At 51.7% G+C, this 21,796-nt stretch carries 16 protein-coding genes and 2 pseudogenes; 9 read left to right on the top strand and 9 right to left on the bottom strand.

The window, feature by feature from the left end; translation table 11 throughout:
• The first annotated feature begins 74 nt into the window (after positions 1-74).
• A complete protein-coding gene (locus tag P0Y58_16480; protein WEK28502.1) occupies positions 75-1,031 on the top strand; it encodes an MBL fold metallo-hydrolase in 957 nt (318 codons plus the stop codon).
• A gap of 258 nt (positions 1,032-1,289) precedes the next feature.
• Here the strand turns inward: P0Y58_16480 and P0Y58_16475 are convergent.
• From P0Y58_16475 to P0Y58_16465, 3 genes and pseudogenes are all read right to left on the bottom strand, one after another.
• Positions 1,290-1,382: pseudogene (locus tag P0Y58_16475) on the bottom strand (IS5/IS1182 family transposase).
• Between the two features lie 763 nt (positions 1,383-2,145).
• Positions 2,146-3,195 (bottom strand): EthD domain-containing protein, encoded by a 1,050-nt coding sequence (locus tag P0Y58_16470; GenBank protein ID WEK28501.1) that lies wholly within the window; start codon positions 3,193-3,195, stop codon positions 2,146-2,148.
• Entirely contained in the window at positions 3,188-4,384 is a 1,197-nt protein-coding gene (locus P0Y58_16465) for an MFS transporter (protein ID WEK28500.1), read from the bottom strand. The genes P0Y58_16470 and P0Y58_16465 overlap by 8 nt, the downstream gene beginning before the upstream one ends.
• A gap of 142 nt (positions 4,385-4,526) precedes the next feature.
• On the opposite strand from P0Y58_16465, the gene P0Y58_16460 reads away from it, so the two are divergent.
• Positions 4,527-5,456: a LysR family transcriptional regulator gene (locus P0Y58_16460; GenBank protein WEK28499.1), complete on the top strand. Its 930-nt coding sequence runs from the start codon at positions 4,527-4,529 to the stop codon at positions 5,454-5,456.
• On the opposite strand, the gene P0Y58_16455 is transcribed toward P0Y58_16460, so the two are convergent.
• Positions 5,457-6,380, bottom strand: a complete 924-nt coding sequence (locus P0Y58_16455) for a LysR family transcriptional regulator (protein WEK28498.1) — start codon at positions 6,378-6,380, stop codon at positions 5,457-5,459.
• 147 nt (positions 6,381-6,527) lie between these two features.
• Here P0Y58_16455 and P0Y58_16450 point away from each other — a divergent pair, with 147 nt between their 5' ends.
• From P0Y58_16450 to P0Y58_16440, 3 genes are all read left to right on the top strand, one after another.
• Positions 6,528-7,655, top strand: a complete 1,128-nt coding sequence (locus tag P0Y58_16450) for an alkene reductase (GenBank protein WEK28497.1) — start codon at positions 6,528-6,530, stop codon at positions 7,653-7,655.
• 753 nt (positions 7,656-8,408) lie between these two features.
• Positions 8,409-9,776, top strand: a complete 1,368-nt coding sequence (locus tag P0Y58_16445) for an aromatic acid/H+ symport family MFS transporter (protein WEK28496.1) — start codon at positions 8,409-8,411, stop codon at positions 9,774-9,776.
• Between the two features lie 233 nt (positions 9,777-10,009).
• On the top strand, positions 10,010-11,356 hold the full coding sequence (locus tag P0Y58_16440; GenBank protein WEK28495.1) for an OprD family porin: 1,347 nt from the start codon (positions 10,010-10,012) through the stop codon (positions 11,354-11,356).
• Between the two features lie 619 nt (positions 11,357-11,975).
• Here the strand turns inward: P0Y58_16440 and P0Y58_16435 are convergent.
• From P0Y58_16435 to P0Y58_16425, 3 genes are read right to left on the bottom strand one after another with little or no spacing between them, the layout of a single operon-like run.
• A complete protein-coding gene (locus tag P0Y58_16435) occupies positions 11,976-14,348 on the bottom strand; it encodes an AAA family ATPase (GenBank protein WEK28494.1) in 2,373 nt (790 codons plus the stop codon).
• Complete coding sequence (locus P0Y58_16430; GenBank protein WEK28493.1) at positions 14,345-15,049, bottom strand: hypothetical protein; 705 nt, start codon at positions 15,047-15,049, stop codon at positions 14,345-14,347. The genes P0Y58_16435 and P0Y58_16430 overlap by 4 nt, the downstream gene beginning before the upstream one ends.
• Positions 15,046-16,479, bottom strand: coding sequence for a hypothetical protein (locus P0Y58_16425; protein ID WEK28492.1), 1,434 nt, complete (start codon positions 16,477-16,479; stop codon positions 15,046-15,048). The genes P0Y58_16430 and P0Y58_16425 overlap by 4 nt, the downstream gene beginning before the upstream one ends.
• Positions 16,480-16,809: 330 nt before the next feature.
• On the opposite strand from P0Y58_16425, the pseudogene P0Y58_16420 reads away from it, so the two are divergent.
• Positions 16,810-16,965, top strand: a pseudogene (locus P0Y58_16420) (transposase).
• 229 nt (positions 16,966-17,194) lie between these two features.
• Here P0Y58_16420 and P0Y58_16415 read toward each other — a convergent pair.
• Positions 17,195-17,476, bottom strand: coding sequence for a HigA family addiction module antitoxin (locus tag P0Y58_16415; GenBank protein ID WEK28491.1), 282 nt, complete (start codon positions 17,474-17,476; stop codon positions 17,195-17,197).
• Between the two features lie 359 nt (positions 17,477-17,835).
• A complete protein-coding gene (locus P0Y58_16410; protein WEK28490.1) occupies positions 17,836-18,189 on the bottom strand; it encodes a hypothetical protein in 354 nt (117 codons plus the stop codon).
• Between the two features lie 122 nt (positions 18,190-18,311).
• Between P0Y58_16410 and P0Y58_16405 the strand changes: the two genes are divergently transcribed.
• Genes P0Y58_16405 through P0Y58_16395 form a run of 3 tightly spaced genes read left to right on the top strand, consistent with a single transcriptional unit; the run spans position 18,312 to position 21,660 of the window.
• Positions 18,312-19,865, top strand: a complete 1,554-nt coding sequence (locus P0Y58_16405) for a recombinase family protein (GenBank protein ID WEK28489.1) — start codon at positions 18,312-18,314, stop codon at positions 19,863-19,865.
• The gene (locus tag P0Y58_16400; GenBank protein ID WEK28488.1) at positions 19,865-20,758 is read left to right on the top strand and encodes a plasmid partitioning protein RepB C-terminal domain-containing protein; all 894 of its coding nucleotides are present in this window, start codon (positions 19,865-19,867) and stop codon (positions 20,756-20,758) included. Before P0Y58_16405 ends, P0Y58_16400 begins: the two co-directional genes overlap by 1 nt.
• Positions 20,755-21,660, top strand: a complete 906-nt coding sequence (locus P0Y58_16395) for a plasmid partitioning protein RepB C-terminal domain-containing protein (GenBank protein WEK28487.1) — start codon at positions 20,755-20,757, stop codon at positions 21,658-21,660. The genes P0Y58_16400 and P0Y58_16395 overlap by 4 nt, the downstream gene beginning before the upstream one ends.
• Positions 21,661-21,796: the final 136 nt, after the last annotated feature.

Here is a 21,796-nt window from a genome sequence, read left to right as displayed (position 1 = left end):
TGAATAAGGCGCCTAGCACTAAATGACATTGAAGCGGCCGATATGTTCTACATCTAATTCTAAGGAGAATATCCATGGCCAAAGCCTTTGCCTCTTCGACCGACACCGTTGAAAAAATCGAAACGCTGGAAGTTGTCGCCGATGGTGTTTATGCCTTGACTGCTGAAGGTGACCCAAACGTAGGCGCCATCGAAGGTGAAGATTTCCTGGTTTGTTTCGACGCACGCGCTACTCCGGCTTCGGCTTACAGTTGGCTCAAGCAGCTTCGCGAACACACCGACAAGCCCGTAAAGTACCTGATCCTGAGCCACTATCACGCCGTACGTGTGCTGGGCGCCAGTGCCTTCGAAGCTGAGAACATTTTGGCCAGCACTGCTACCGCGAAATTGATCCAGGAGCGCGGTCAGGAGGACTGGGATAGCGAGTACGGTCGTATGCCGCGCTTGTTCAAAAACCCAGAAGAAATCCCAGGGCTGACGATTCCGAACATTGTCAGCGACGATTACACCATCGAGCTGGGCGGTGATCGCGGCACCCTGGAAATTAAATTCCTGGGCCGTGGCCACACTGCAGGTGACCTGGTCGCTTGGCACAGCAAGAGCAAGACTCTCTTCGCCGGCGACCTTGTTGAAGCAGAAGCTGCACTGTACACCGGTGATGCCTTCCACTTCGACTGGGCGGGTAAGACCTTGGATGGCGTCAAAGCCTTCCGCGCCGAGAATGTTGTCGGTGGTCGAGGCGCCGTCGCCAAAGGCCTCGAAGCTTCGGATGCCGCCATCGAACAAACCCGCTCGTTCATCAACGGGATGCTGGAACACGTTGGCAACGCTCATCGTAACGGTGGCACCGTCAAGGACGCGTTCGAAGCAACTCACAAGGCCCTTGAACCGCAATATGGCCAATGGCCAATCTTCGAGCACTGCCTCCCGTTCGACGTTCAGCGGGTCTGGGACGAGTACGAAGGCGTTGAGTGGCCACGCGTGTGGACTGCTGAGCGCGATCGCGAGGTGTGGGCTCTGCTGCAGGGCTAAGGCTTATGCCTAGTTTTCCAACTCCTTTGTTTTGGGACAGCTTGAAGTTTTGACGGCTATGAACATCGTGTTTCGTCCCCACAGAGCGGCCTAGGCCGCTCTGTTTTTTGTGCAGTCAACAAAACAACATTCGCTGTGACCGCAGTGATAGCTTCGTGTCTCCCCAGCGATAACTCCTCAGACGGCTTTCATCCAACTCTCCAGCCTCTCTTCAAGATCTTCGTGCAAGCCACTCGCACTAACATATTCGCGGTGCGACATCAAGCGGAGCGAACTGACGGGTTCTGGTCGAGATTGATCGCAGTAGCGGCGTAGCGCTTCGGCGCCATAGCCCTTGTCGGCAAGCAGCCACTACAGGCTCGGTCGTGAGGCTCTGTATGTAGGGTTGGCGGCGCTGAGCAGTGTTGATATCTACCGAAGTGGCGGTGGAGCGCTTGTGGCGGTGCGCGATGCCATTGAGGAAACATGCTTCTTAGCAGTGTGGGGCAATGAGGGAGCAACTGTCATTAAGGTCGAGCCTGCCCCTCGGTAGTTGACCGTTGTCACACAGATTGGATCGGTTTTGCCTATCTTCCGGTCTTCGACGGGACTCGTTTTCGGAGCCTACCTGCACCACCTTGATTTCCAGCATTGGCTCGACAAAAACACAGTCCAGCACAAATCAACAGATGTATTGCGCAGGGAAGATGTCGAGGCGCAACTCGCCGGAGTGCGCGACCAGCGTATGTGTTCAATCCGCGGGCTGTTTATGCCTGGAATCAATGCTCTATCGGCACCGGTCTTCGACGCGTTCGGTAACATCAAAGGTGTGCTAACAGTGGTAGGTTCGGTATCAAGCTCTCCTGCTGAGCTGGAAAGCCCTCAAGCCCAATTACTGGATCAAACTGCCAGGCAATTGAGTGCAGCGCTCGGGCATCGTGAGGAGTAGAAGCGATCGTGGCGGAGTGGAAGCAGGCGCAGAGTCCGTGTGCAGGCTGGGTGAGCAGTGCGAATCGTGCCTGTCCTGCATCCCAGATGCCACGCTCTCGACCTGATGCCACAAATGCGTGGTAAGTGAACCAGATCGAGAGCATGAACTCGATGAGTGAAGGCCGGCGCCTTCACTGTATGGTAATCAGAGCGAATCGAACACGTTGAAGGGAGTCGATTGCTCTTCAACCGCAGTTGTCTTCTCGAAGATGATCCGATTGACGATTGTCATGCTGACTGACGTCCACCATTCACCAGCACTGGTGTCGATCATCAAAGCCTCGTCGTTGGCGATTGCTTGATAGTCTTCGCTACGGAGGAAGTCCTCCAGGTCGTTCAGGCTTGCGAAGTTGAGCAAACTGATCCCGTCGAACTTGCTCGCTTCAGGGTGGTAGAAAGCCCCGCCGGGTTCTGTGGGGCCGATGCTATGCAGCTGAACATAGCGTCGCACCAGTCCCCCGGTGTGCTGCATGAAGGTCGGAGCATGTTCATGCAACCACCAGTGTTGGAATTGAGCGCGGCTGGTTCCGGCCCTCCGAACGTGCAGCTTTACCAAAGTGATCGGCTCGTTGTCGGAGGTACTTGGTAAAACGATGTACTGCTTCGCGGGGATTGGCGCAATGTTGCGGAACATCGCGTGGTCTTCAGGGGCGATCTTGTTTCGCACCCGCTCATTTCCGAACACAACGCCCATATCTTCCAGTCGAGCAAAGTGTAGGTACGCCACTCCGTCCCACGATGGCCGGTGATACCGCGGCACATGACCAACGATCGTAGACCACAGTTTTCCGTGTTCATCTACTGGGAACTGATAGGGAGGCGCATTGAAGCTGGTAGGGCCCGGGGCGAATCGGTGAAGCTGGTCGTACCGCAGCAGACGCTCAAGAGACTTGTCATCCGATTCTTCAACGTGCACGAAGCGTGGGCCGTGAACCTTGCGCCAGTATTCACCCCAGTGCTCGAAGCTGAGATTCGGGTTGCCCTCTAGCGCGTTTTTAGAAGGATCGGCTGCAGGATCCTCGATGACGTTGCCATCATTATCAAGGCCGAAGCCTTGCGCGCGGCTGCGCTCATTCAGCGGCGTGTTATCTGACCGGGAAAGGAGTGAGAACAATACAGTCAACGGTGCCCGCTCGGCCAACTTGGGCTCGATGTATGGAGTGCGTAGCAGGCGATCGTGTGTGGTGTTAGGCATAACGCTGTTCCCGTTTCGGTACAGGGTGAAGATAGGTGACGGCCAGAGCGGCAATCCCTGAGACTGCAGCAAAGATGAACATGCCTCGGGCGCCGAAATTTGTGAATGCGAGTGTGCCGATAGCCGCGCCTACGGCCATACCAGCCATGGCTCCAGCCATCATAAGTCCGTTCAAGCGGCTGCGGGCATGGGGGTCAAGGCTGTTGATGATGCTTTGATGTGATACCAATCCAGCTTGTACCCCCAGGTCGAACAGCACCGCACCAACGGCTAACAAGGCAAGGCTGGGCGGAAGAGCTGCCATGGCTACGAAGGAGACGATTACCAGGATGCATCCTGCTCTGATAGCGATCAGTGGCCCACGTCGATCAGCCAAGCGACCGAACAGGGGCGCCGCTAGAGCGCCAGCTGCGCCGGCAATACCGAACGAACCTGCAACACCAGCCCCCAAGTGAAATGGTTCTGCAGCAAGTACGAGGGCAAGGCAAGACCAGAAAGCACCCAAGGTAGCAGCCAGCAGACCTTGGACAATCATCGCCAATTTCAAAGCCCGGTGTTCTACCCAAAGCGTCCACAGACTCGCGAGCAATTTTGTGTAGGGCGTGCGCAGTGCGGGCGGGGTTGGAGCCAGCGTCAGGAATGTGATCAGGATAACCACCAACATCAGCCCGGCTGCCAGGAATTGCATCTCGCGCCAGCCAAAGCTGTCCGCTACAAAACCACCAAGGGTACGGGAAAGCAGGATGCCAGTGAGTAGTCCGGTGGTAACCATGCCCACAGCGTGGCCGCGAGACTTTTCTGGTGCGACATGGGCGGCAACGGGAATGAAATCTTGGCCTACGCTGCCAAGCAGGCCCACGACCATACAGGACACTAGCAGGATGTTCAGGCTTGGGGCGGTGGCGGTAGCAATGAGCGCTAGCACCAGGATCAAGGATTTGATGATGATCAGCTTGCGCCTCGTGATCACATCTCCGAGGGGGGCCAAAAGAAGCATGCCCAGTGCGTAGCTGATCTGGGTAAGGGTGGGAACCCAGCCGATCTGCTCAACAGTGGCGCCCAGATCGGACTTCACCAGTTGGAGGCTAGGCTGGAGATAGTAGACGTTCGCCACACCAAGACCTGAGCAGACGGCGAGCAGGAACAGCTCAACGTTCAAGGGCAGCTTTGAGGGGGTCACAGCGTTCATGTTGCTTCGTATCTCGTGTTACGACGGCTCCCAGACGGAGGGAACCTTGTTGTGCATATGCTATTGACGAATTTGTTCGAGATATACCATGCTGTGATCGCAATAGAGTTGACTATTGGTCGTCAATCGGATGTTTAGGTAAATGAACACAACAGATCCCTTCCGTGGCATCTCCATTTTTCTCGAAGTAGTCGATGCCGGGAGCTTTACAGATGCAGCCGAACGCCTTGATATGAGTAAGTCGGGGGTTGCTAAAAGCATCTCGCGACTGGAGACCACGCTTGGAACGCGGCTCTTTCATCGCACCACTCGCAGCCTGACCCTGACAGACGAAGGCACACGTTTTAGTGAAGGCTGTCGTCGATCGCTCAATGAGCTCAAGCAGGCCCAGACACAGTTGCTCGCTCAGCAGCAGGAGCTGAGTGGGCGTCTTCGCATCACACTTCCTATGGTGTTAGGCAAGCGGTGGGTGCTGCCCGAGTTGCTGGAAATCGCCAAACAGCATCCTGCGCTTGAGCTGGACATCAACCTCACGGACAGGCTTGTAGATCTCGTGGAGGAGGGTGTCGACCTAGCGATCCGCATCGGGCCGTTGCATGACAGCGCCACGCTGATAGCGAAACCGCTGGGCGTTCAGCGTGCGGTGCTATGCGCCGCACCCGAATACCTTGAGAAGAATGGGTATCCATCATCGTTGGAAGATCTTCACTCCCACGCCTGCATCACATTCGGTAGTGGTGGCCAGGCCAGGTCGTGGTATTTCCTGGATGAGAATGGACACAGCCACTCGATGGCTATCCGAGGTCGTGTAGGCCTTAACGATAGCGGCGCGATTCTGGTGGCCACTCTTGCAGGATTCGGCATCGCTTTAATTGCGGACTGGCTGGTTAATGAGCATCTCGCTGCCGGAAGACTTGCGGTTGTGTTGCCTAATGTCAAAACCGTCGGTTTCCCAATTCACGCCGTCTGGCAACGGAATCAGTTGCTCTCTCCAAAGGTTCGCCATGTGGTTGACCTGTTGGCGGACCGGTTCGTCCCGGAACAGCCTTGGGAGGTTCAAGGCAGAAACTGATCAAATGCGATCCCAGTAAGGCGGGGAGCCGATCTGCTCAATCAAGAAGGTCGAGACGTCCCGAACTTTCCGTGATCGAAGCTTGTTTTCCGGCGAGAGCAGCTGAACCTGCATTTCCTCGGCTGATGCGGAAACGTCCCAATCGCTGAGCAATCTGATGAGGTGTCCGTCTCTGAAGCTTCCCTGGTTGAATAACCAGCTTGGGAAAAGGACGATACCTTGGCCCGCCATGGCTGCTGCTACTAGCACTTCCGCATTGTTGCTTCTGAGAGGGCCGCTCACCGCGAGGGAGTTGAATTTTTGATCTTCTGGGCGCTTGAAGAACCACCGTTGCGCGCCCTGTTCGCCTTTGTAGAGGAGGCAACTGTGTTGAGGCAGATCCTCAGGCGTGCGTGGCATGTCGTGGGCAGCCAAATAGTCTGGACTAGCAGCCAGGACATACCGCTGACCGCTGACGACCCGACCTATCAGCCCTGAGTCGACGACCCTGCCCACGCGGACGGTGACGTCTGCACCCTCCTGAATGGGGTCGATCATAGCGTCCGTGAGCGTCAGCTCTACTGTCAGATCGGGATATTTAGCTTGCATGCTGGCGAGCAGCGGGGCGACATGCAGTCGTCCTAGCGCTACGGGCGCATTGATCCTGATCAGCCCCTTGATTCCCACATCCCCCTGAACCATTTCCTCCGCAGCAGCGTCCAGCAGGCCTATGGCTTCTTGGACTTGTAGGTAGAACCTTTCTCCCTCCTCGGTCAGTTTCACGGCCCGGGTGCTGCGGTAAAAAAGCTGACGACCTAGTTCTTTCTCCAAAGCTGCAATGAATCTCGAGACCGACGAAGCGGGCACTTCATAGTGGCGGGCTGTCGCGAGGAAGCTGCCGGTCGTGGCCACCATCAGGAAGTAGCGTAGAGCTTTGATCTGCATGGCTGCCTATCTTGTTCAATGAGAAGCTTGGCGATTGCATTAATCGCAATTTAATTTTGCCAATTATAGCTATTGTTGCAGTAATGCTGGGTGCCTACGATTGGATATCGATGTGCGTTATGCACCCGCTTCTTGGAGTCTTTACTCATGACTGACCTCTTCAAACCGTTCGACCTTGCAGGGCTTAGGTTACGCAACCGCGTTGTCATGGCTCCGATGACACGCTCCCGAGCCACCAATGATGTGGCCGATGAGTTGACGGCTCTGTACTACACACAGCGAGCAACTGCGGGCCTAATCATCAGTGAGGGCACGTCGATTTCCAATGAAGGGCGCGGTTACCTCTTCAACCCCGCCATCCATACCGCAGAGCAGATCGCCGGCTGGAAATTGGTTACGGATTCGGTGCATTCCGTGGGTGGACGCATATTCGCCCAGCTGTGGCACGTAGGACGTATCTCTCACCCTTCCATCCAAGACGGAGGCGGGCTACCGGTGAGTCCTAGCTCATTGCAAGCGAAGGGGGCGACGGCGTACGGGTACAACGAACGAGGTGAGCCAGACCAGGTAACGCCTCCAGCACCGCGTTCTCTAACAACTGCTGAGGTGGAGCGAACCGTTCTTGATTTCGCGCAAGCGGCGGCAAATGCTATGGAGGCCGGTTTTGATGGAGTGGAGATTCACGGTGCCAATGGCTACCTGCATGAGCAGTTCCTGAACCCAAAGGTGAATGATCGCGCCGATAAATACTCAGCTGATCAGATGGACAACAGGTTGCGCTTCACGCTTGAGGTGATCGATGCAGTGGTGGCCCGGATCGGCGCCAACCGGGTGGGTATCAGAATCTCGCCGTACGGGCAGCTGTTCGACATGCCCCTGTATGACGAGATCGATGCAACCTACGTCGCGCTAGCTCGGGAGATCGCAAGACGCAAGCTCGCTTACGTACATGTCATGAACCAGGACAGCTTTGAACGCATTGATCGAGGTGTCCAAGGAGAGGCAGTTGGCGGATTCTTTACCCTGTTGAAACAGATTAAAGCCGAGCTGCAGGACACTGCACTGATCTTAGCTGGCGGCCTAAACCGGGCGCTGGCGGAAGAACTGCAATCAGAGGGACAGATCGACTTGGCTGCCTTTGGACACACCTTCATCAGCAATCCCGACCTGGTCGCTCGACTCGAACACGGATGGCCACTGACTCCAGCTGACAGAGAAACGTTCTACGGTGGTGATGCGAAGGGCTACGTCGATTACCCAGTCTATCAACCGTAATCCTGGAAATTTGCTCCACGCCTAGCGGGAAAAGAATTTACAAAGATTTTGAGGAAGGACGGCGATAGATGTGGGATCTGCCGAAAGCCTCTGGAGCATAACTGTCAGACTTTCGGGGGCTGCACCGCTGGCGGCAAGACGACCTTGACCTCCGAGTGCTGCCATCACTTACTGCACACCATGATGGTATCCGGGGTGTATCAAAATACCGATGCTATCCGCAGTGTCCTCAAACAGATGCCGCAAGGGCAGGGCGCCGCCACTGACGTCATTGCGGCGGCTGAGCGCATGCGCTCAGGCGTCAATTGACGACTGCCAGTCAACTTACTTGCGATAGAAGCCCTATATATTTAATTAATCGTGCTCATTAGTATCTAATCGTCACCAAGGCGATGAGCATCCTATCGGCGTTGCGAGAGGGGGCTCGAGCTTGTATTCACGGTATAAGGAGGAGTTTGCCACTCACTAATCCCGGTAGGGAGCGCCTGCGGATTCGGAGCGGTTCGGCAATAGATGGGTCTTAGGCAAGGAGCCCAATATGGCTCATGGTTTTCAATGCCAGCTGATGTATACAGCTCTGCGACCCAGTCTCGGTCTGAGTACTGCGTTCTCGAGGAAATCTATGGATTGAGCAACAGGCGACCAAGCGCCCTGCATTTCAGTGTGCTGCCTACGATGCCGGCTAATACCCAACTGTCGTAAAAATAACGACGAATTCTAACGTGGCCTCACAAAAATAATCGGAATGCCATGATGAATAACCAAATTGAAGCCTTTCGTGCTGCTTTAGATCAACGATCGCTTTCGCGATATCAGATACAAACCCTCGTGCTTTTGGTATTATTGCTTATCTGTGATGGATACGACGCTCAGCTCTTGGGCTTTGTCGTCCCGACCCTCGCGCAAGAATGGGAAACACCAAAAGCAGCATTCGGAATTGTATTTACTTGCAACTTACTAGGACTTACAGTCGGCTCGCTATTGCTAACCCCTTTAGCAGATCGTTTTGGCATTAGGAAAACATTACTCAGCTGTGTACTCCTGTTCTCCGGGCTAACGCTTCTATCCGCGTGGGCTGACGACATCTACACTCTTGCAGCCATCCGTTTCCTTTGCGGAATAGGAATGGGTGGAGCCATGCCAAGCGCTATGGCCTTGATGGCGGACTACTCGCCTCCCAGAATGAAGACGTTCTTTGTGACAATGGCTGCCGCAGGCTTTGCATTTGGCGGAGCTGTGGGGGGCTTTATCGCTGCAAGCATCATGCAGGTCTACGGTTGGCACAGCATCTTTATTGTTGGTGGTGTCGCTCCGTTGCTTCTGATGCCTCTGCTTTATCTGTGGCTGCCTGAGTCCTTGTCCAGGTTGTTCCGCACTAAACACATGGCAGCTGCACTGGCGAACATGCTGGATAAATATTTGCCACAATGGACTCCGCCAGCTCCTATTTCAGAGAACGGCAAACCACAAAAAGTCGCAATCGTTGATCTGTTCCGTTATGGCTACTTGAAACCCACGATTTTTATCTGGGGTTCCTGCATTGCTAGCTTCACTGTTCTTTACTTTACCGTCAGCTGGTTGCCGACTTTACTGAGAGATACAGGATTCTCATCCAGCGCCGCAAGCCTTACCACATCTGCCTTCCTGGCATCAGGCACTCTCGGAGCTGTGACGCTTTCATACCTGGCAGATAAGGTTAAGAGTAAAGTTTGGTTAGTGGGCAAAGTCATGGTGGTCTGCGGCATAGCTACAGCTTGCGTGGGCCTGGAGCATGGAAACGCTACTCTCACTGTTCTTGCCGTAATGGTGGCCGGGTTCTGCCTGATTGGCGGATCGCTCACGTTGAATGGTGTTATCAGTAACTTCTATCCACCACACATTCGTGCTACCGGAGTGGGTTGGGCGCTGGGCGTGGGTCGGTTGGGCGCTATCGCAGGTCCTCTCGTCGGAGCGACGCTGATAGCCATCCACATTCCCTTCGTAGGCATCATGTTCCTTGCGGCAATTCCCGCAGTTCTTTCGGGTATTTTCGCTATTAATATTGCACACCCGAATGCAGTGCCATCAGATAATTCTGAGAAAGCTTTAGGCTATCAAGTGCCTAAGACCTCAAAGAACTAGCTGACACATCATCAGTGACGGCTTGAGTCGACGTTCGGAAGGCCCGCAGCCGCTATCAGCGCTGCGGGCATGCTGCAGTATGGAAGGAGCTAGCGGCTCCTGTTGCGGGTTATTCGATACTGACTGGAATTTTTTGCTAGCAGTCACTACAAGGATCGCTCTGCCTCCTAGTAATTAACTCTCGCCAAACACCTTGCTCTCCTTACTACAAAAACAATAGCCGGAAGAAAAAGATGACCGCCAATAAAGTAACTTGTGTTGCATTGCTTTCCGTCCTTTTTTGTGATGCCCAGGCTGACGAAAGCCATTCACCATCATTTATTGATGATAGCAAACTGACCATAACGTCTCGTAACTTTTACTTCAATCGAGACTTTCGTCACGGCATGAGCAATGGTGGAGGAACCAATGCCTCCAAGAGCGTAGTGGATCGCAGCGGCTACGCTGAAGAGTGGGCGCAGGGTTTCATGGCCAATTTTTCGTCTGGGTTTACACCTGGCACTGCCGGCTTAGGTTTCGATGCGTATAGTTTCTTGGGCATTAAACTCGACAGTGGTGGCGGCAGAGCGGGAGTTCGCCTGACACAGCTTGACAGTGATGGCGAGCCACGAGATTACTTCAGCAAGTCAGGCGGCGCGTTGAAATTGCGGTACGGCGGCGGGCTGTTGCAATACGGCAACCTATTCCCAATCGTACCTGTATTGTCGGTGAACACAGTGAGGCTTTTTCCGAGCTCTGCCACTGGTGGCATGCTCGGATGGGACATCAATAAATTGCATCTCGATGCAGCGCATTTTAGTGGCCAAGGTGGTGTGGATTCGTCGAACAATGACGACGACTTCACGACTGACTACGGCTTACCAATTGCGATCAAGTCCGTTAGCTATGTTGGAGCAAAATACAGTTTTGGAAACGCATTAAAGGCATCCATCTATGCGTCTGAGGCAAAGGACACATGGAAGCAGTACTACGCCAATGGTAATTACACCCATGCCATTGATGCTGGTCAGTCCATTACTTTTGACGCAAACATATATCGCACAGTTGATACGGGCAAAAAGCTCGCAAGCGTGATTGATAACACTACCTATTCCCTGTCGATGGCCTATAAGTATAAAGCCCACACGTTCACGTTGGCATATCAGAAAGTTGACAGCGATGAGCCTATGGATTGGCTCGGTTTTGGTACGGCGCCAGGTGTAATTTCACTCGCAAATGCGATTCAGTTTTCGACCTTTACTGAGCCAAACGAGCGATCTTTCCAGCTTCGCTATGACATCGACATGGCAGCTTTTGGAGTGCCAGGGCTTTCATTCATGACGCGTTATGCGAGAGGGGATGATGTCAGCAATCATAGGAGCGACAACACGTTCTATGCACGTCGGTATGTGTATCCTGAAGGGGATGACGCTCGCCATTGGGAACGTGATATTGAGGCTCGGTATGTCGTGCAATCTGGCCCAGCCAAACACTTGTCCATTCGGGTAAGGCAGGCAACTCATCGTGGATCGACCGGCTACCGATATGCCGATAACAACGAAGTTCGCGTGATCGTAGATTACCCTATATCTATCTTTTGAAGGAGGTGGCAGGGATGCCGCTCATGCTATGACTCAAAGCCGCGGGCATAACTGCAATCTATGAGCACTTCGAGAATGATCCTCTATGCGGTCTCGGGCGATTCTCTCAACGTTGATATCTGAAATGGATCCTAAGGATTGAGATTCAGACATGCAGCTAAGGACTTGAGAGCAGAAGGGTTCGGTGATAGCTGGCAACGATGACGGCGATTGTTGAAAAGGTCTAGCGATCAGTTCTCGGTCAGCATACTCAATTTAACAAGTGGGCGATGTCAGATGTTCATAAGCGGCTCATGAGCCTGAATTACTGGCTAACCGCTCTAGAAATTAACGCGCCTGTTCATCGATTGATGTTCATAGACCTAGTTTTTTCCGCCGTCCTTACCCTCGTGGCCCCAATCTCTGACGGTCCCAGTCCAGTTGCTTCGTCCACGCAACCTATACGAACATCGCTGACAGCAATAGATTGCAGCGGTGCGGCCCTCCGGTTGACGTACCACTTTTGCCTGTCAGCCTGTCCCCGACGGTAGATCTCTAACAACACAGAGATTGTTTGTAGGGGACACAGGAAAAGCGGTACAAGGGCATCGGCAATCTAAGGACGACTAGCGAGCTTTAACTAGGAGTCCGTGCTGTATTTGAACCTATTGCTTGGTACATATTCTCTGCGCTGCATTAGGTTCACGATTTTGACGCTCTCGCTATGCTTGATGTATTTATATGTGAAGTATCTTGCCACTTTATCTTCATGAGTGGAGAGCACGATTTGCTTGTCTTGGAAGTCGTTGCGTAATAGCTCGACCAATGAAGACATGTTGATGTCATCCATCGTCTGGACTGGGTCATCGATTAAGATGGTTCCGAATTTTTTTGAATAAACACGGTGCAATGCTAACGTCAATGCGATTACAACAGCAGAAATTTGCCCTGAGCTCATTGTATTCAGAATGTCGTGGTCGCTCTTCCAATCCGAGACTAGTCGCACATTTTTTAGCTCATCCTCACCTGTTGGATCTTTAATGAATATGCCATGGCCTATTCCAGCTTGGTGGCTTTGGAGGATTTTTCCTGAGTAAATATAGAAGGGGATTTCAATATCTGTAATGAGATCCTTTCTATATTTTCTGATCTGAGATCTGACAATAGTAATGAGGTCTCCAGTGTCGGAGAGTGCTCGTTCAAGAAGCGAGTCATTTTTTTGAAGCTTTTGCAGCTCAACAGCATGCGCTCTCATGTCGTTGCCGTACTGCTCTTTTATGTAAGTTTCTTTCTGGGTGAGGAGATCTATCGGGTAGGTTGTTAGCCTTTCAGCGGTTTTGTTGAAATAATCTTTGAAGATACGGTCTAGAGTTGATGATGTATGGAGTTCGTAAAAGTTATCTGGTGCCGGTCCGATTAGCGATCTTATTCTTTCGCACAGTACATCTGTCGCTTCGGCTATGTATCTATCGCGCGCCGCGACCGGAAAGTCCTCAGCGAGGAGGTCTTGATGCTCAATCTTCTCGGTTATCAACCATTGCCGTATATTTTCTAAGCGATCTTTAGATGCAAATGCCTCTGCAAGTTTGTTCAGGTCAGTCTGGCTAGGTTCTACATTTATTTCTAAGTAGAGCTCGCAGGCGTTGAGCAAATGTGCTAGATAGTTCTTGGAGAAATTTTCCCGAGCAGATACGGTTGCTTTATCTTTATCTGAAAGCTCACTACGGAGTAAGTCGCCATGTTTTTCGACAGCTGCTTTCAATGCGTCGTGAGTGTTGTGGTCGTGGCCACAGAAGAAACATGAAGTTTCGGTAGGGGTGACGTCTAAAGCGGGAGACAGTTTGGAGTGGTGTTTCAGGATTTCGGTGTAGACTGAACTTACGCCCTTGTTTTTCGAAATTAAGGTGTTAAGTAATGTCAAGGCATCACGGAACTCAGATCTACCAGGCAGCTTGAGCGCAGTGTAGAGATTTTCTAAGCGGGAATTTTTAAGTATGTCGCTAATGTCTTCCTGTTGAAGGATATCATATGAATTCTTAACTTCCTGGTAAGTCTTGCTGTAGTCTTGATAGCCATGGTAGTTCAGGTGTGTGTTAGCATAGCCTACGTAAAGCTCAAGCAGGTTGCGTTGGTGCAATGCTGACTGATAATGGCGATTTCTTAAGTAGAAGTCACTGTGGCTTACTAGCCATTTTATAGCTTCAATTTCGGCGAGAGATGCGCTCAGTCTTTGTTCGGTCAGTTCGACTATTGTTTCAAAATCCCAATAAGGGGAGGTGTTGTTCTCGGACAGCCAAGGGAACGCATACTGATGTGACTCTGTCGGCTCAGTTGTGATTGCCAACTCGGGATCGAGATGGTATAAGCGCTGAAGTTCAGAGATTCGATTAGTTATTGACTTTTTAGCGACGTTGATTTTCCTTTGTGCGTTGGTAAGTTTTTCTAGGTTTTCGTCCGCTTCACGCGTGTCTCCAAAAAGCTGCGCAAGCTCAGTTGCACGCTGAGTTTCATTGTTTGTTTTTAAGAATCTTGACGTTTCTTCTTGCTGCACATAATGGAATAGCAAAAAGTCTCTGGCAAAATTTTTGCTGTCAAAAAATTGTTCAAGAACATCTTTTTTTGCCGGCTCGGCACTGCCATCGATGATCTCATTGAGCTCCCACAGTTCTGCGAATCTCGCTATTCGCTTCGAGGGGCCGGTAATATTGCTTTTGAGTTTTCTTTGAAAAATTCTTGTGTTGGAGTTTTCGTCTTTGAACTCTAACAATATTTCAACCGAAGAGGCATTTCTATGTGCTACAACGATGTCTGCAGGGTTTTGGCGGTTATCCAGGGTGATGAGTCTGCTGATATTTCCAGTTAGCGCTAACTCGACGGCATCGAATACCGAAGTTTTACCATATCCATTCGGCCCATCCAGCAGGATCAGCTTGTTCCCTTCGAAGCCAATAGAGTAAGGTTCGCCGCCGAAAATTTTAAAGTTTACCAACGTAATTTTGGTCAAGAATATCATAGTTCGACACTCCAGATTTTCATCACCTCATCTAATATATTCTCATCATTCCATTCGGTTTCTATGGAAGTGATTCCTTTGTAGACTGAATTAAGTTCAGGTGTGAGGTTATTTTCAATGTCTAATGCAAGATTGCTAAGCTTTTGCTCTTGAGGAGTATAGATTAGGAAGGGTAGTTTGAGGGTGGTCTTAAGAACTATCGAATACAGGCCCTTTGTGGAGCTTTGCTTGAATTCGAGGAAATTTTTTCCCCCATTAGCATTCAAGATGTTATTGATGACATCGTTAGTTATCTCTTCAATTCCGTTGCTTGAAAGATAGGTCTGCAAGGCTAGCAATTCACCCGTGGAGTAGGTTAGGACATTTTTCTTGAAGTTGTAGGGATCTTCTTCCAAAGAAAATATTGTTTCTTTACTGATTTTTATCGCTTCATGGCACACAATCATCGTGCAGTTCTTTTCAAAGAAGCGTTCGGTTTTGCCTGAGTTTCGAATTTTTTCAAAAATAGTTTGAGCTTTTTCTTCCAAAAGCAGCATGGCCACTTCATTGCCTTGCTCTTCGGCTAGGAGCGAGACGAAGTATTCTTGCTTGCTCTCGTCACTGGCTTTAAAAAGCGTGATCATAAAACCCGGCTCATCGAGATCGAGGTCAATCCGTTGATAGCCATTGTTAGAAATGATGTTGTTTATCAGGTTTATCATTTGGCTAGCTTAATCTTGGCTTTATTAAGTGGGATAACGCTAATGCTTTTGAATGTCTCTGTTCGTTTCAAGCGTTGATCAGCATCGATCTCTATTGGCGCTTCGGTATTTTTTTCAGCATTCGGGTAGAAAATGTGATCTGTTTCTCCGCAATGAATCAAGTTTTCAATTTCGTATAAGAGTTCGGGCAAGCAAGGGTTCGAGTGCATCTGCTTTGAGGTTAAATCAAACCGCCCATTGTTTGTAATAGTGGTGGGAAGAAAGTTTTGGAATGGGGGTGTGCTGGAACGATAGGTGAACTGATAGCGTGCGGCGTTTGGTGCAGAGCTAGCGATGTCTACAGAGTGTAGAATCTTGAGCAGGTAAAGACGTATGCCCTCATCGTTATAAGTGAAAGCGTTACTTGTGTTACTTGCATCGTCCAGGAGTAAATGGGGTGAAAAGCTTCGATAATGCTCCCAGAGCTCACGAGGATGGAATGCAAGCAAAATAGCGCAAGCAGCCTGAAGATTACAAGGTTGATCATTGCCTGCGTCAGGATAATCTACTTCGTCACTCATGTATTGATCAATTTGATATGAGAATCGTTCCTTGAATTTGTATGTCAGATAGTCCTTGCTGATGTCTTCCAAGTCGGTCTCTAGTACGAGCCTCAGCGCATCAATGCTTATCGAAAGTTTATTTTCTTCGGCTTTTTTTTTGTGGCGATCGATAATATGCCTGTCGATCATGCCGAGGTAATGGTGAAAGGCCTTGTCAAGATGATCGTCGGTAACGATTTTTTTGCGAGCTTGAAAGGCAAGACTGATTTGATTTTTTATTTTTTTGTTGATGTCGTCTAGGTCACAGTATTTTTTCTTATCGTCATACTCGTAGCTCGCAACCCTGCTCAGGGCATCATTTTTTTCGCTAAGAATCTCCTCTAAAACGGCGTACAGTTCATCCGCCGACTTAGTTGGAAATGCATAACGTAAAATCGCTGAGATTTTTGTTATTTGCTTTGAGTCTGAAGCCGCTTTCCCTATCGTCGTAGCGACTTTGTCAGCGCTATCTTGGTACTCATTACAAATGAAGATTAGGTCGTTTTTTATAGAGTCGATCAAAGAAGTGAAGTTGGGTCTGTTGTTGATGACCTTCCAAGTGTGGACGAAGCCAGAGACGGTTGGCTGTTTGTAGAGTTCAAGAGTAATTTCGATTAGCGCATTTGAGTATTTCTCGAAGGTACTCTTGTTGTAAGCCTTGACTTGATGAATTGAGATCGACTCATCATTTCTCTTGATTTCAAAGTCTTCTGTTGATTCAAGCATAAGGCTATATGCTGAGAGATCTGTCTCGGGAGTTTCTTTGTTTATCAGGACTAAGGCATAATAAAGCGCCACTTTTCCCTGGTAGTTGAAACCACTCCAAGAGGGTGATGCATCGAAAGCCATTAACAAAATCTCCGGCACCAATGTCTGAATGAGTGCGCGGGTGGAGCTATCGAATGCTTGTGCCTCAGCGCCTCCCTACGCGAAACCCAATACTAGGCTAACTGGGTAGCATAATGCCATCTTTCGTGAGGCGATTTTGAGGTGTAGCACTACTACGCCTAGCCTGTCACCAAGCGTATCGAGAAAAGCAACGCGTACAATGTTGACTCCTGTGGGGAAGAGGTAGCGCAAGCCTATGAATCGCCCCTGGTTTCCTAAGTTCTGTATGTCGAGGTCTAATGAAACCGGACACCCATTTAGGCGAGAATGCTCGCCATAGAGAGGTGTCTGATGACCAAGCAACGTCGTACATTTATCCCAGAATTCAAGCGCGAAGCTGCCAGCCTGGTGCTCGACCAGGGCTATGGCCATATCGATGCCGCCCGTTCACTTGGGCTGGTGGAATCGGCCCTGCGTCGATGTGTCAACCAGCTCCGACCCCGCAACGCGGATCGGTGCTATCTGTGCATCACTTCTTTTCCCGAATCGGGTGCCCTGGTTTTTATTGAGCGTTAAAGACTACATTCGCCGGCAGAGCAGCACTCCGTGAAAGGACTGAGCAGCAACCGCTGCTCAGTCCCTGCCAGCTGCTGATGCGTACCGATCAGGATTCTGTGGGAGTCCTTGAGCGGTGTTTGGGTTTGGAGAAGAGCTAATCAGTGAAAGTGCTGGGAATTCACGGAACCAAGCGTTTGATGACTGGCAGCGTACGATGTTGTGCATGCCAAAGATCATAAGCCATTTGCATGGCTAGCCAATTGCGGGCTATACCGAGACCGGCTAGCTCTAAGCGAACTGCCAAATCTGCATCAAGTGGCGCACGAGACTTTAGTATTTCTATCAAAATGTGCACTGGGTAGCCAAGGTGTGTGGCTAGATCAGCACCACTGATGCCTAGCGCAGGAAGGGAGTCCTCAGTGAGCAGCGCTCCAGGATGTGAGGGGTTGTGCATACTCATGGTCGCTCCTGTCGGTTCACATGCTGCATTTATACGCTCGCGGGAGGCAAGGGGGATCCAGTCAGAGATAGACCGAATGGGCCTGGTCACTATCATCGTCCACTAAGAGGTGTGAATTCTACCTCAGATGAAACACAGAGCCGAAAGCCAACTTTCGTGAGTGACTTCGTTTGACCCAAAGCTGCCTGGGGAGAGCGGCAGCAATCGGCTAACTGCGAACATTCAGCTGAAAAGCAGTCCCGCCACCAGCCTTTTAGCCTTGGGCATCCCACACTCTTCAAATGTAGAATCTGAATAGCTTGTATGGCTTGGAATCATCTGGATTCAGGCTAGAGGCCGAGAGACTGCGTAAAGGGCTGTCAGTGAGCGCTGCCAGGCCCCAGGCAAGCCTCGATCATCTCTGCGACATCAAGCAAGCGCTCGCGCAAAGCGGGAAGCCAGACCACTGCCACGGACGAGTTCCGCTGTGCCAATTCAAGCACTGCCTGAAGCGCATGGTCTGAATGCCGCATTAATTGAACCAAATGAAGGCCGCTGGGACCATGGCTGCCCGCCAGCCAGTGCTTAGCGGTGCGTTCACTGGCATCGGTCCAATGGCGCAGCGTCTTGATTGCTCGATGTGACGTGCCTAATTCGGTGCTTAGGGCAGCGGCTACGGCGCTGGCGTAGATTTCTGCATTGATTGGAAATGGATTGCCCATTTTCGCGATCATTTTTCTGTGTCTCCTCTATATATTCGTGTGAAGGGCATCTGACGAAGGCCGGTAGGCATGGTGCGGTCTACGGCTTGGTATGGGTGTACACCCCAAGCCGCTGAGGGAGCATCGATCAATAAATGACACGAGCACATCTATCCCTGGCAGAGGGCTGCAATAGAGCCGCTGCCTACGTCCGTATGTCGACGGAACATCAGCAGTACTCCACTGAGAACCAGCTGGATGCCATTCGCGCTTATGCGGCAGCGCATGAGCTGGAGATCGTCCGGGTGTACACGGATGCGGGGAAAAGTGGCTTAAGCCTGGATGGTCGGGAAGCTCTTAAGCAACTACTTCGAGACGTTGACGCGGTTCAGTCCGAGTTCTCTGTAGTTTTGGTCTATGACGTGAGTCGCTGGGGGCGCTTTCAGGACCCTGATGTGAGTGCCAGCTACGAAGTTCGATGTCGGCAGGCGGGTGTCAGGGTCGAATATTGCGCCGAACAGTTCGTTAACGATGGCTCACCTGTATCTAGCATCATCAAGAGTGTTAAACGCATGATGGCTGGTGAGTACAGCCGAGAGCTGTCCGTCAAGGTGTTTGCGGGGCAGTCGCGCTTGATCGAGCTGGGCTACCGACAAGGTGGCCCGGCTGGATATGGATTGCGTCGTCAACTTATCGATCAGACAGGGCAGCCTAAAGCAATCTTGGATCGGGGAGAGTACAAAAGCCTTCAGACGGATCGGGTGATTCTCACGCCTGGTCCGGATTCCGAACAACAGATCGTTCAGGACATTTACCAGGCATTTGTCAGGGAAGGTCGAACCGAAGCTGAAATTGCAACACGTCTGAATCGGCGTGGACTCCTTACAGACTTCCAGCGACCGTGGACACGGGGCGTAGTGCATCAGGTCCTGATCAACGAAAAATACATCGGTAACAACGTCTGGAATCGCACTTCTGGTAAGCTGAAACAGCCCCGTACACCTAATCCGGTTGATCAGTTGGTACGGTCCGATGGTGCCTTTTCCTCAGTGGTCGAACACGCATTGTTTCTCGCGGCGCAGGCCATCATCCGTGCGCGGTCACGGCACTGGACTGATGAGCAGATGCTGGCCACGCTAAAGCAACTATTTGCGGAGCGAGGTTGCCTGTCTGGGTTGATCATTGATGAGCAAGAGGATTGCCCCTCCAGCAGTTGTTATCGCCAGCGCTTTGGTAGTTTGCTACGCAGCTACAGCTTGATTGGCTATTCCCCCGCACGGGACTACAGCTTTCTGGAGGCCAATCGCCGGCTGCGGGAGCTGTATCCGCACATTTTGGTCGACACGCAGGAGCGCATTCGTCTTGTTGGCGGTCGCATCTCAGTCGATCCCCAGACCCAACTGGTTTGGGTTAATGAAGAGTTCTCGATCTCGGTGGTGCTTTGCCGCTGTCAATGCTCAGAGTCGGTGCGCAGACGTTGGCAGCTGCGCTTCGACTTCGGTTTAATGCCTGACCTAACTGTCGCTGTGCGCATGCTCCCCGGTGAGCAGGAAGTGCTTGATTACTACCTTTTTCCCATGATCGATTTGGCAGCACCTCACCTGCGTCTGGGAGATACTAATCCGCGCGAACTGGAATTGTACCGGTTTGACAGCTTGGACATCTTAACGGCCCTGAGTCGACGTATTTCCTTGGGGAGCGCTGCGTAATGGCCACATCGGGAGAGCATCTTGCACTTCATGTGGCGCAGGCGGCGCCTATTGCACAGATCTCACTCGCGGATATTCGTGTCCTCAACCCGCGAAGTCGCAATCAACAAGTGTTTGCACGCTTGGTGGAAAACATTGCGAGTCTGGGGTTGAAACGGCCGATCACGGTGACCCGTAATGGTTCGACTTTTGACCTGATCTGTGGGCAAGGGCGCTTCGAAGCCTTCAAGGTCCTGGGGGAGTCGGCTATTCCGGCGGTCGTGGTGACGGCGGCTGAGACAGACCGATATCTTATTAGCTTGGTAGAGAACCTGGCGCGACGCAAGCACTCGAACCGTGACTTGCTGATTGCGATCCACGTACTGCACGAACGTGGTTACTCCCTCAGGCAAATTGCGCAGAAAACCTGCTTAGACCGTGCATATGTTGGCGGCATTCTGATCTTGCTGCGGCAAGGAGAGGAACGTTTGATTGCTGCCGTCGAAAAGGGCTGGCTACCGATTAAAGTCGCGATCCATGTTGCACGGTCTGACGATGCCCAGGTCCAGGCCGCAATGGTCGAGGCCTATGAAAGTGGGCTGTTGAAAGGAGACGAACTCATCAAGGTGCGCCGTCTGATCGACCGTCGACGGGTTCTAGGGAAAGATTATGGTAAGCATCAGGGAGGCGAGCGCATGACCACTCCCCGCCAATTGCTGACCGCGTATCAGACTGAGGTTCGCCGTCAGCGCCTAATGGTGAAGAAGGCGGACATCAGTGAGCAACGATTGCTCTTCGTCGTGACCGCATTGCGTAGGCTATTAGCCGATGAATTTTTCCGGTCAATGTTACACAGCGAAGGTATTGATGATATGCCGCAGGTATTGTCCGAGCGTATTCAGGGGGATGCATGACTGTCATCAAGCGTGCCTTTGAGCCTGATCTGATTACAGTCCGCCTACCGCTGATTTTGCCCTCACGCCAAGTCACCCACGATATGCTGACCTCCGTAAAATATGCGGCGATTTTAGCTTCCATCCGCGAGCTGGGGGTAGTCGAACCGCTCGCAGTACATCCCGAGCCGGTTCAGGGGAAGGGAGAGGAGCCCCGTTATCTGCTGCTGGATGGTCATTTACGACTGGCCGCGCTCGTACAGCTGGGAGCAAAAGACGCGTTGTGCCTGTTGGCGACAGATGACGAAGGATTTACCTACAACCGGCAGATCAACCGACTTACCCCAATTCAAGAGCACAAGATGATTCTGGAGGCCATTCGCAAAGGAACGACAGCCGAGCGGATTGCCGAAGTCTTGAGCGTCAACGTTGGACGCATCCGCGAGCGCCAGCATTTGCTGCGGGGAATTGCGCCGGAAGTCGCTGAGATGCTGAAAACGCGAATGGTCAGTCAGGCGGTCTTTCGCGTGCTGCGCAAGATGAAGCCGATGCGCCAGATAGAATTAGTCGAGATGATGATTTCGGCCAACTGTTTTACTGGCCGCTACGCCGAAATGGTATTGGCCGCTACGCGTCCTGAACAGCTGCTTGAGGCAAAGAAAGTCAGTGAGGGCGTGACTGTTGAAGACATTGCACGCATGGAGCGGGAGATGGAAAAGCTCTACCACGATTATCGGTTGGTCGAGGACACCCTCGGCGAAACCATGCTGGTACTCGTGGTAGCCAAGGGCTATGTGTCACGCATACTGCGCAATCAGACTATCGCAGCTTACCTAGAGCGCTTCGAGCCTGATCTGGTGCGGGAGCTGGTGGGGGTTGTGGAGGCGGTCACCGCAGATGCCCGTAGTCTAGAGCGTGAATAAAACCTACCTGCTGTGCTGAGTGGGAGGTCATCATTCGTTTTTGGGACAGATCGTCAGTGCTATGTTGGCGAGGGCATGGGCTCTGGCTGAAATCGCGGCTTCGTCCCACATCCGACTCGTCGCTGTTGGCTGCCAC

It is taken from the genome of Candidatus Pseudomonas phytovorans, from assembly GCA_029202525.1.
Classification (GTDB): Bacteria; Pseudomonadota; Gammaproteobacteria; order Pseudomonadales; family Pseudomonadaceae; genus Aquipseudomonas; species Aquipseudomonas phytovorans.
Note: the sequence above shows the minus strand (reverse complement) of the source record. Positions and strands in the feature narration are given on the sequence as shown.

Bases quoted from the DNA above. Each gene is read 5' to 3' on its own strand.
- P0Y58_16480 (WEK28502.1), top strand. From the start codon at position 75: ATGGCCAAAGCCTTTGCCTCTTCGACCGACACCGTTGAAAAAATCGAA.
- P0Y58_16470 (WEK28501.1), bottom strand. From the start codon at position 3,195: ATGCCTAACACCACACACGATCGCCTGCTACGCACTCCATACATCGAG.
- P0Y58_16465 (WEK28500.1), bottom strand. From the start codon at position 4,384: ATGAACGCTGTGACCCCCTCAAAGCTGCCCTTGAACGTTGAGCTGTTC.
- P0Y58_16460 (WEK28499.1), top strand. From the start codon at position 4,527: ATGAACACAACAGATCCCTTCCGTGGCATCTCCATTTTTCTCGAAGTA.
- P0Y58_16455 (WEK28498.1), bottom strand. From the start codon at position 6,380: ATGCAGATCAAAGCTCTACGCTACTTCCTGATGGTGGCCACGACCGGC.
- P0Y58_16450 (WEK28497.1), top strand. From the start codon at position 6,528: ATGACTGACCTCTTCAAACCGTTCGACCTTGCAGGGCTTAGGTTACGC.
- P0Y58_16445 (WEK28496.1), top strand. From the start codon at position 8,409: ATGAATAACCAAATTGAAGCCTTTCGTGCTGCTTTAGATCAACGATCG.
- P0Y58_16440 (WEK28495.1), top strand. From the start codon at position 10,010: ATGACCGCCAATAAAGTAACTTGTGTTGCATTGCTTTCCGTCCTTTTT.
- P0Y58_16435 (WEK28494.1), bottom strand. From the start codon at position 14,348: ATGATATTCTTGACCAAAATTACGTTGGTAAACTTTAAAATTTTCGGC.
- P0Y58_16430 (WEK28493.1), bottom strand. From the start codon at position 15,049: ATGATAAACCTGATAAACAACATCATTTCTAACAATGGCTATCAACGG.
- P0Y58_16425 (WEK28492.1), bottom strand. From the start codon at position 16,479: ATGGCTTTCGATGCATCACCCTCTTGGAGTGGTTTCAACTACCAGGGA.
- P0Y58_16415 (WEK28491.1), bottom strand. From the start codon at position 17,476: ATGAGTATGCACAACCCCTCACATCCTGGAGCGCTGCTCACTGAGGAC.
- P0Y58_16410 (WEK28490.1), bottom strand. From the start codon at position 18,189: ATGATCGCGAAAATGGGCAATCCATTTCCAATCAATGCAGAAATCTAC.
- P0Y58_16405 (WEK28489.1), top strand. From the start codon at position 18,312: ATGACACGAGCACATCTATCCCTGGCAGAGGGCTGCAATAGAGCCGCT.
- P0Y58_16400 (WEK28488.1), top strand. From the start codon at position 19,865: ATGGCCACATCGGGAGAGCATCTTGCACTTCATGTGGCGCAGGCGGCG.
- P0Y58_16395 (WEK28487.1), top strand. From the start codon at position 20,755: ATGACTGTCATCAAGCGTGCCTTTGAGCCTGATCTGATTACAGTCCGC.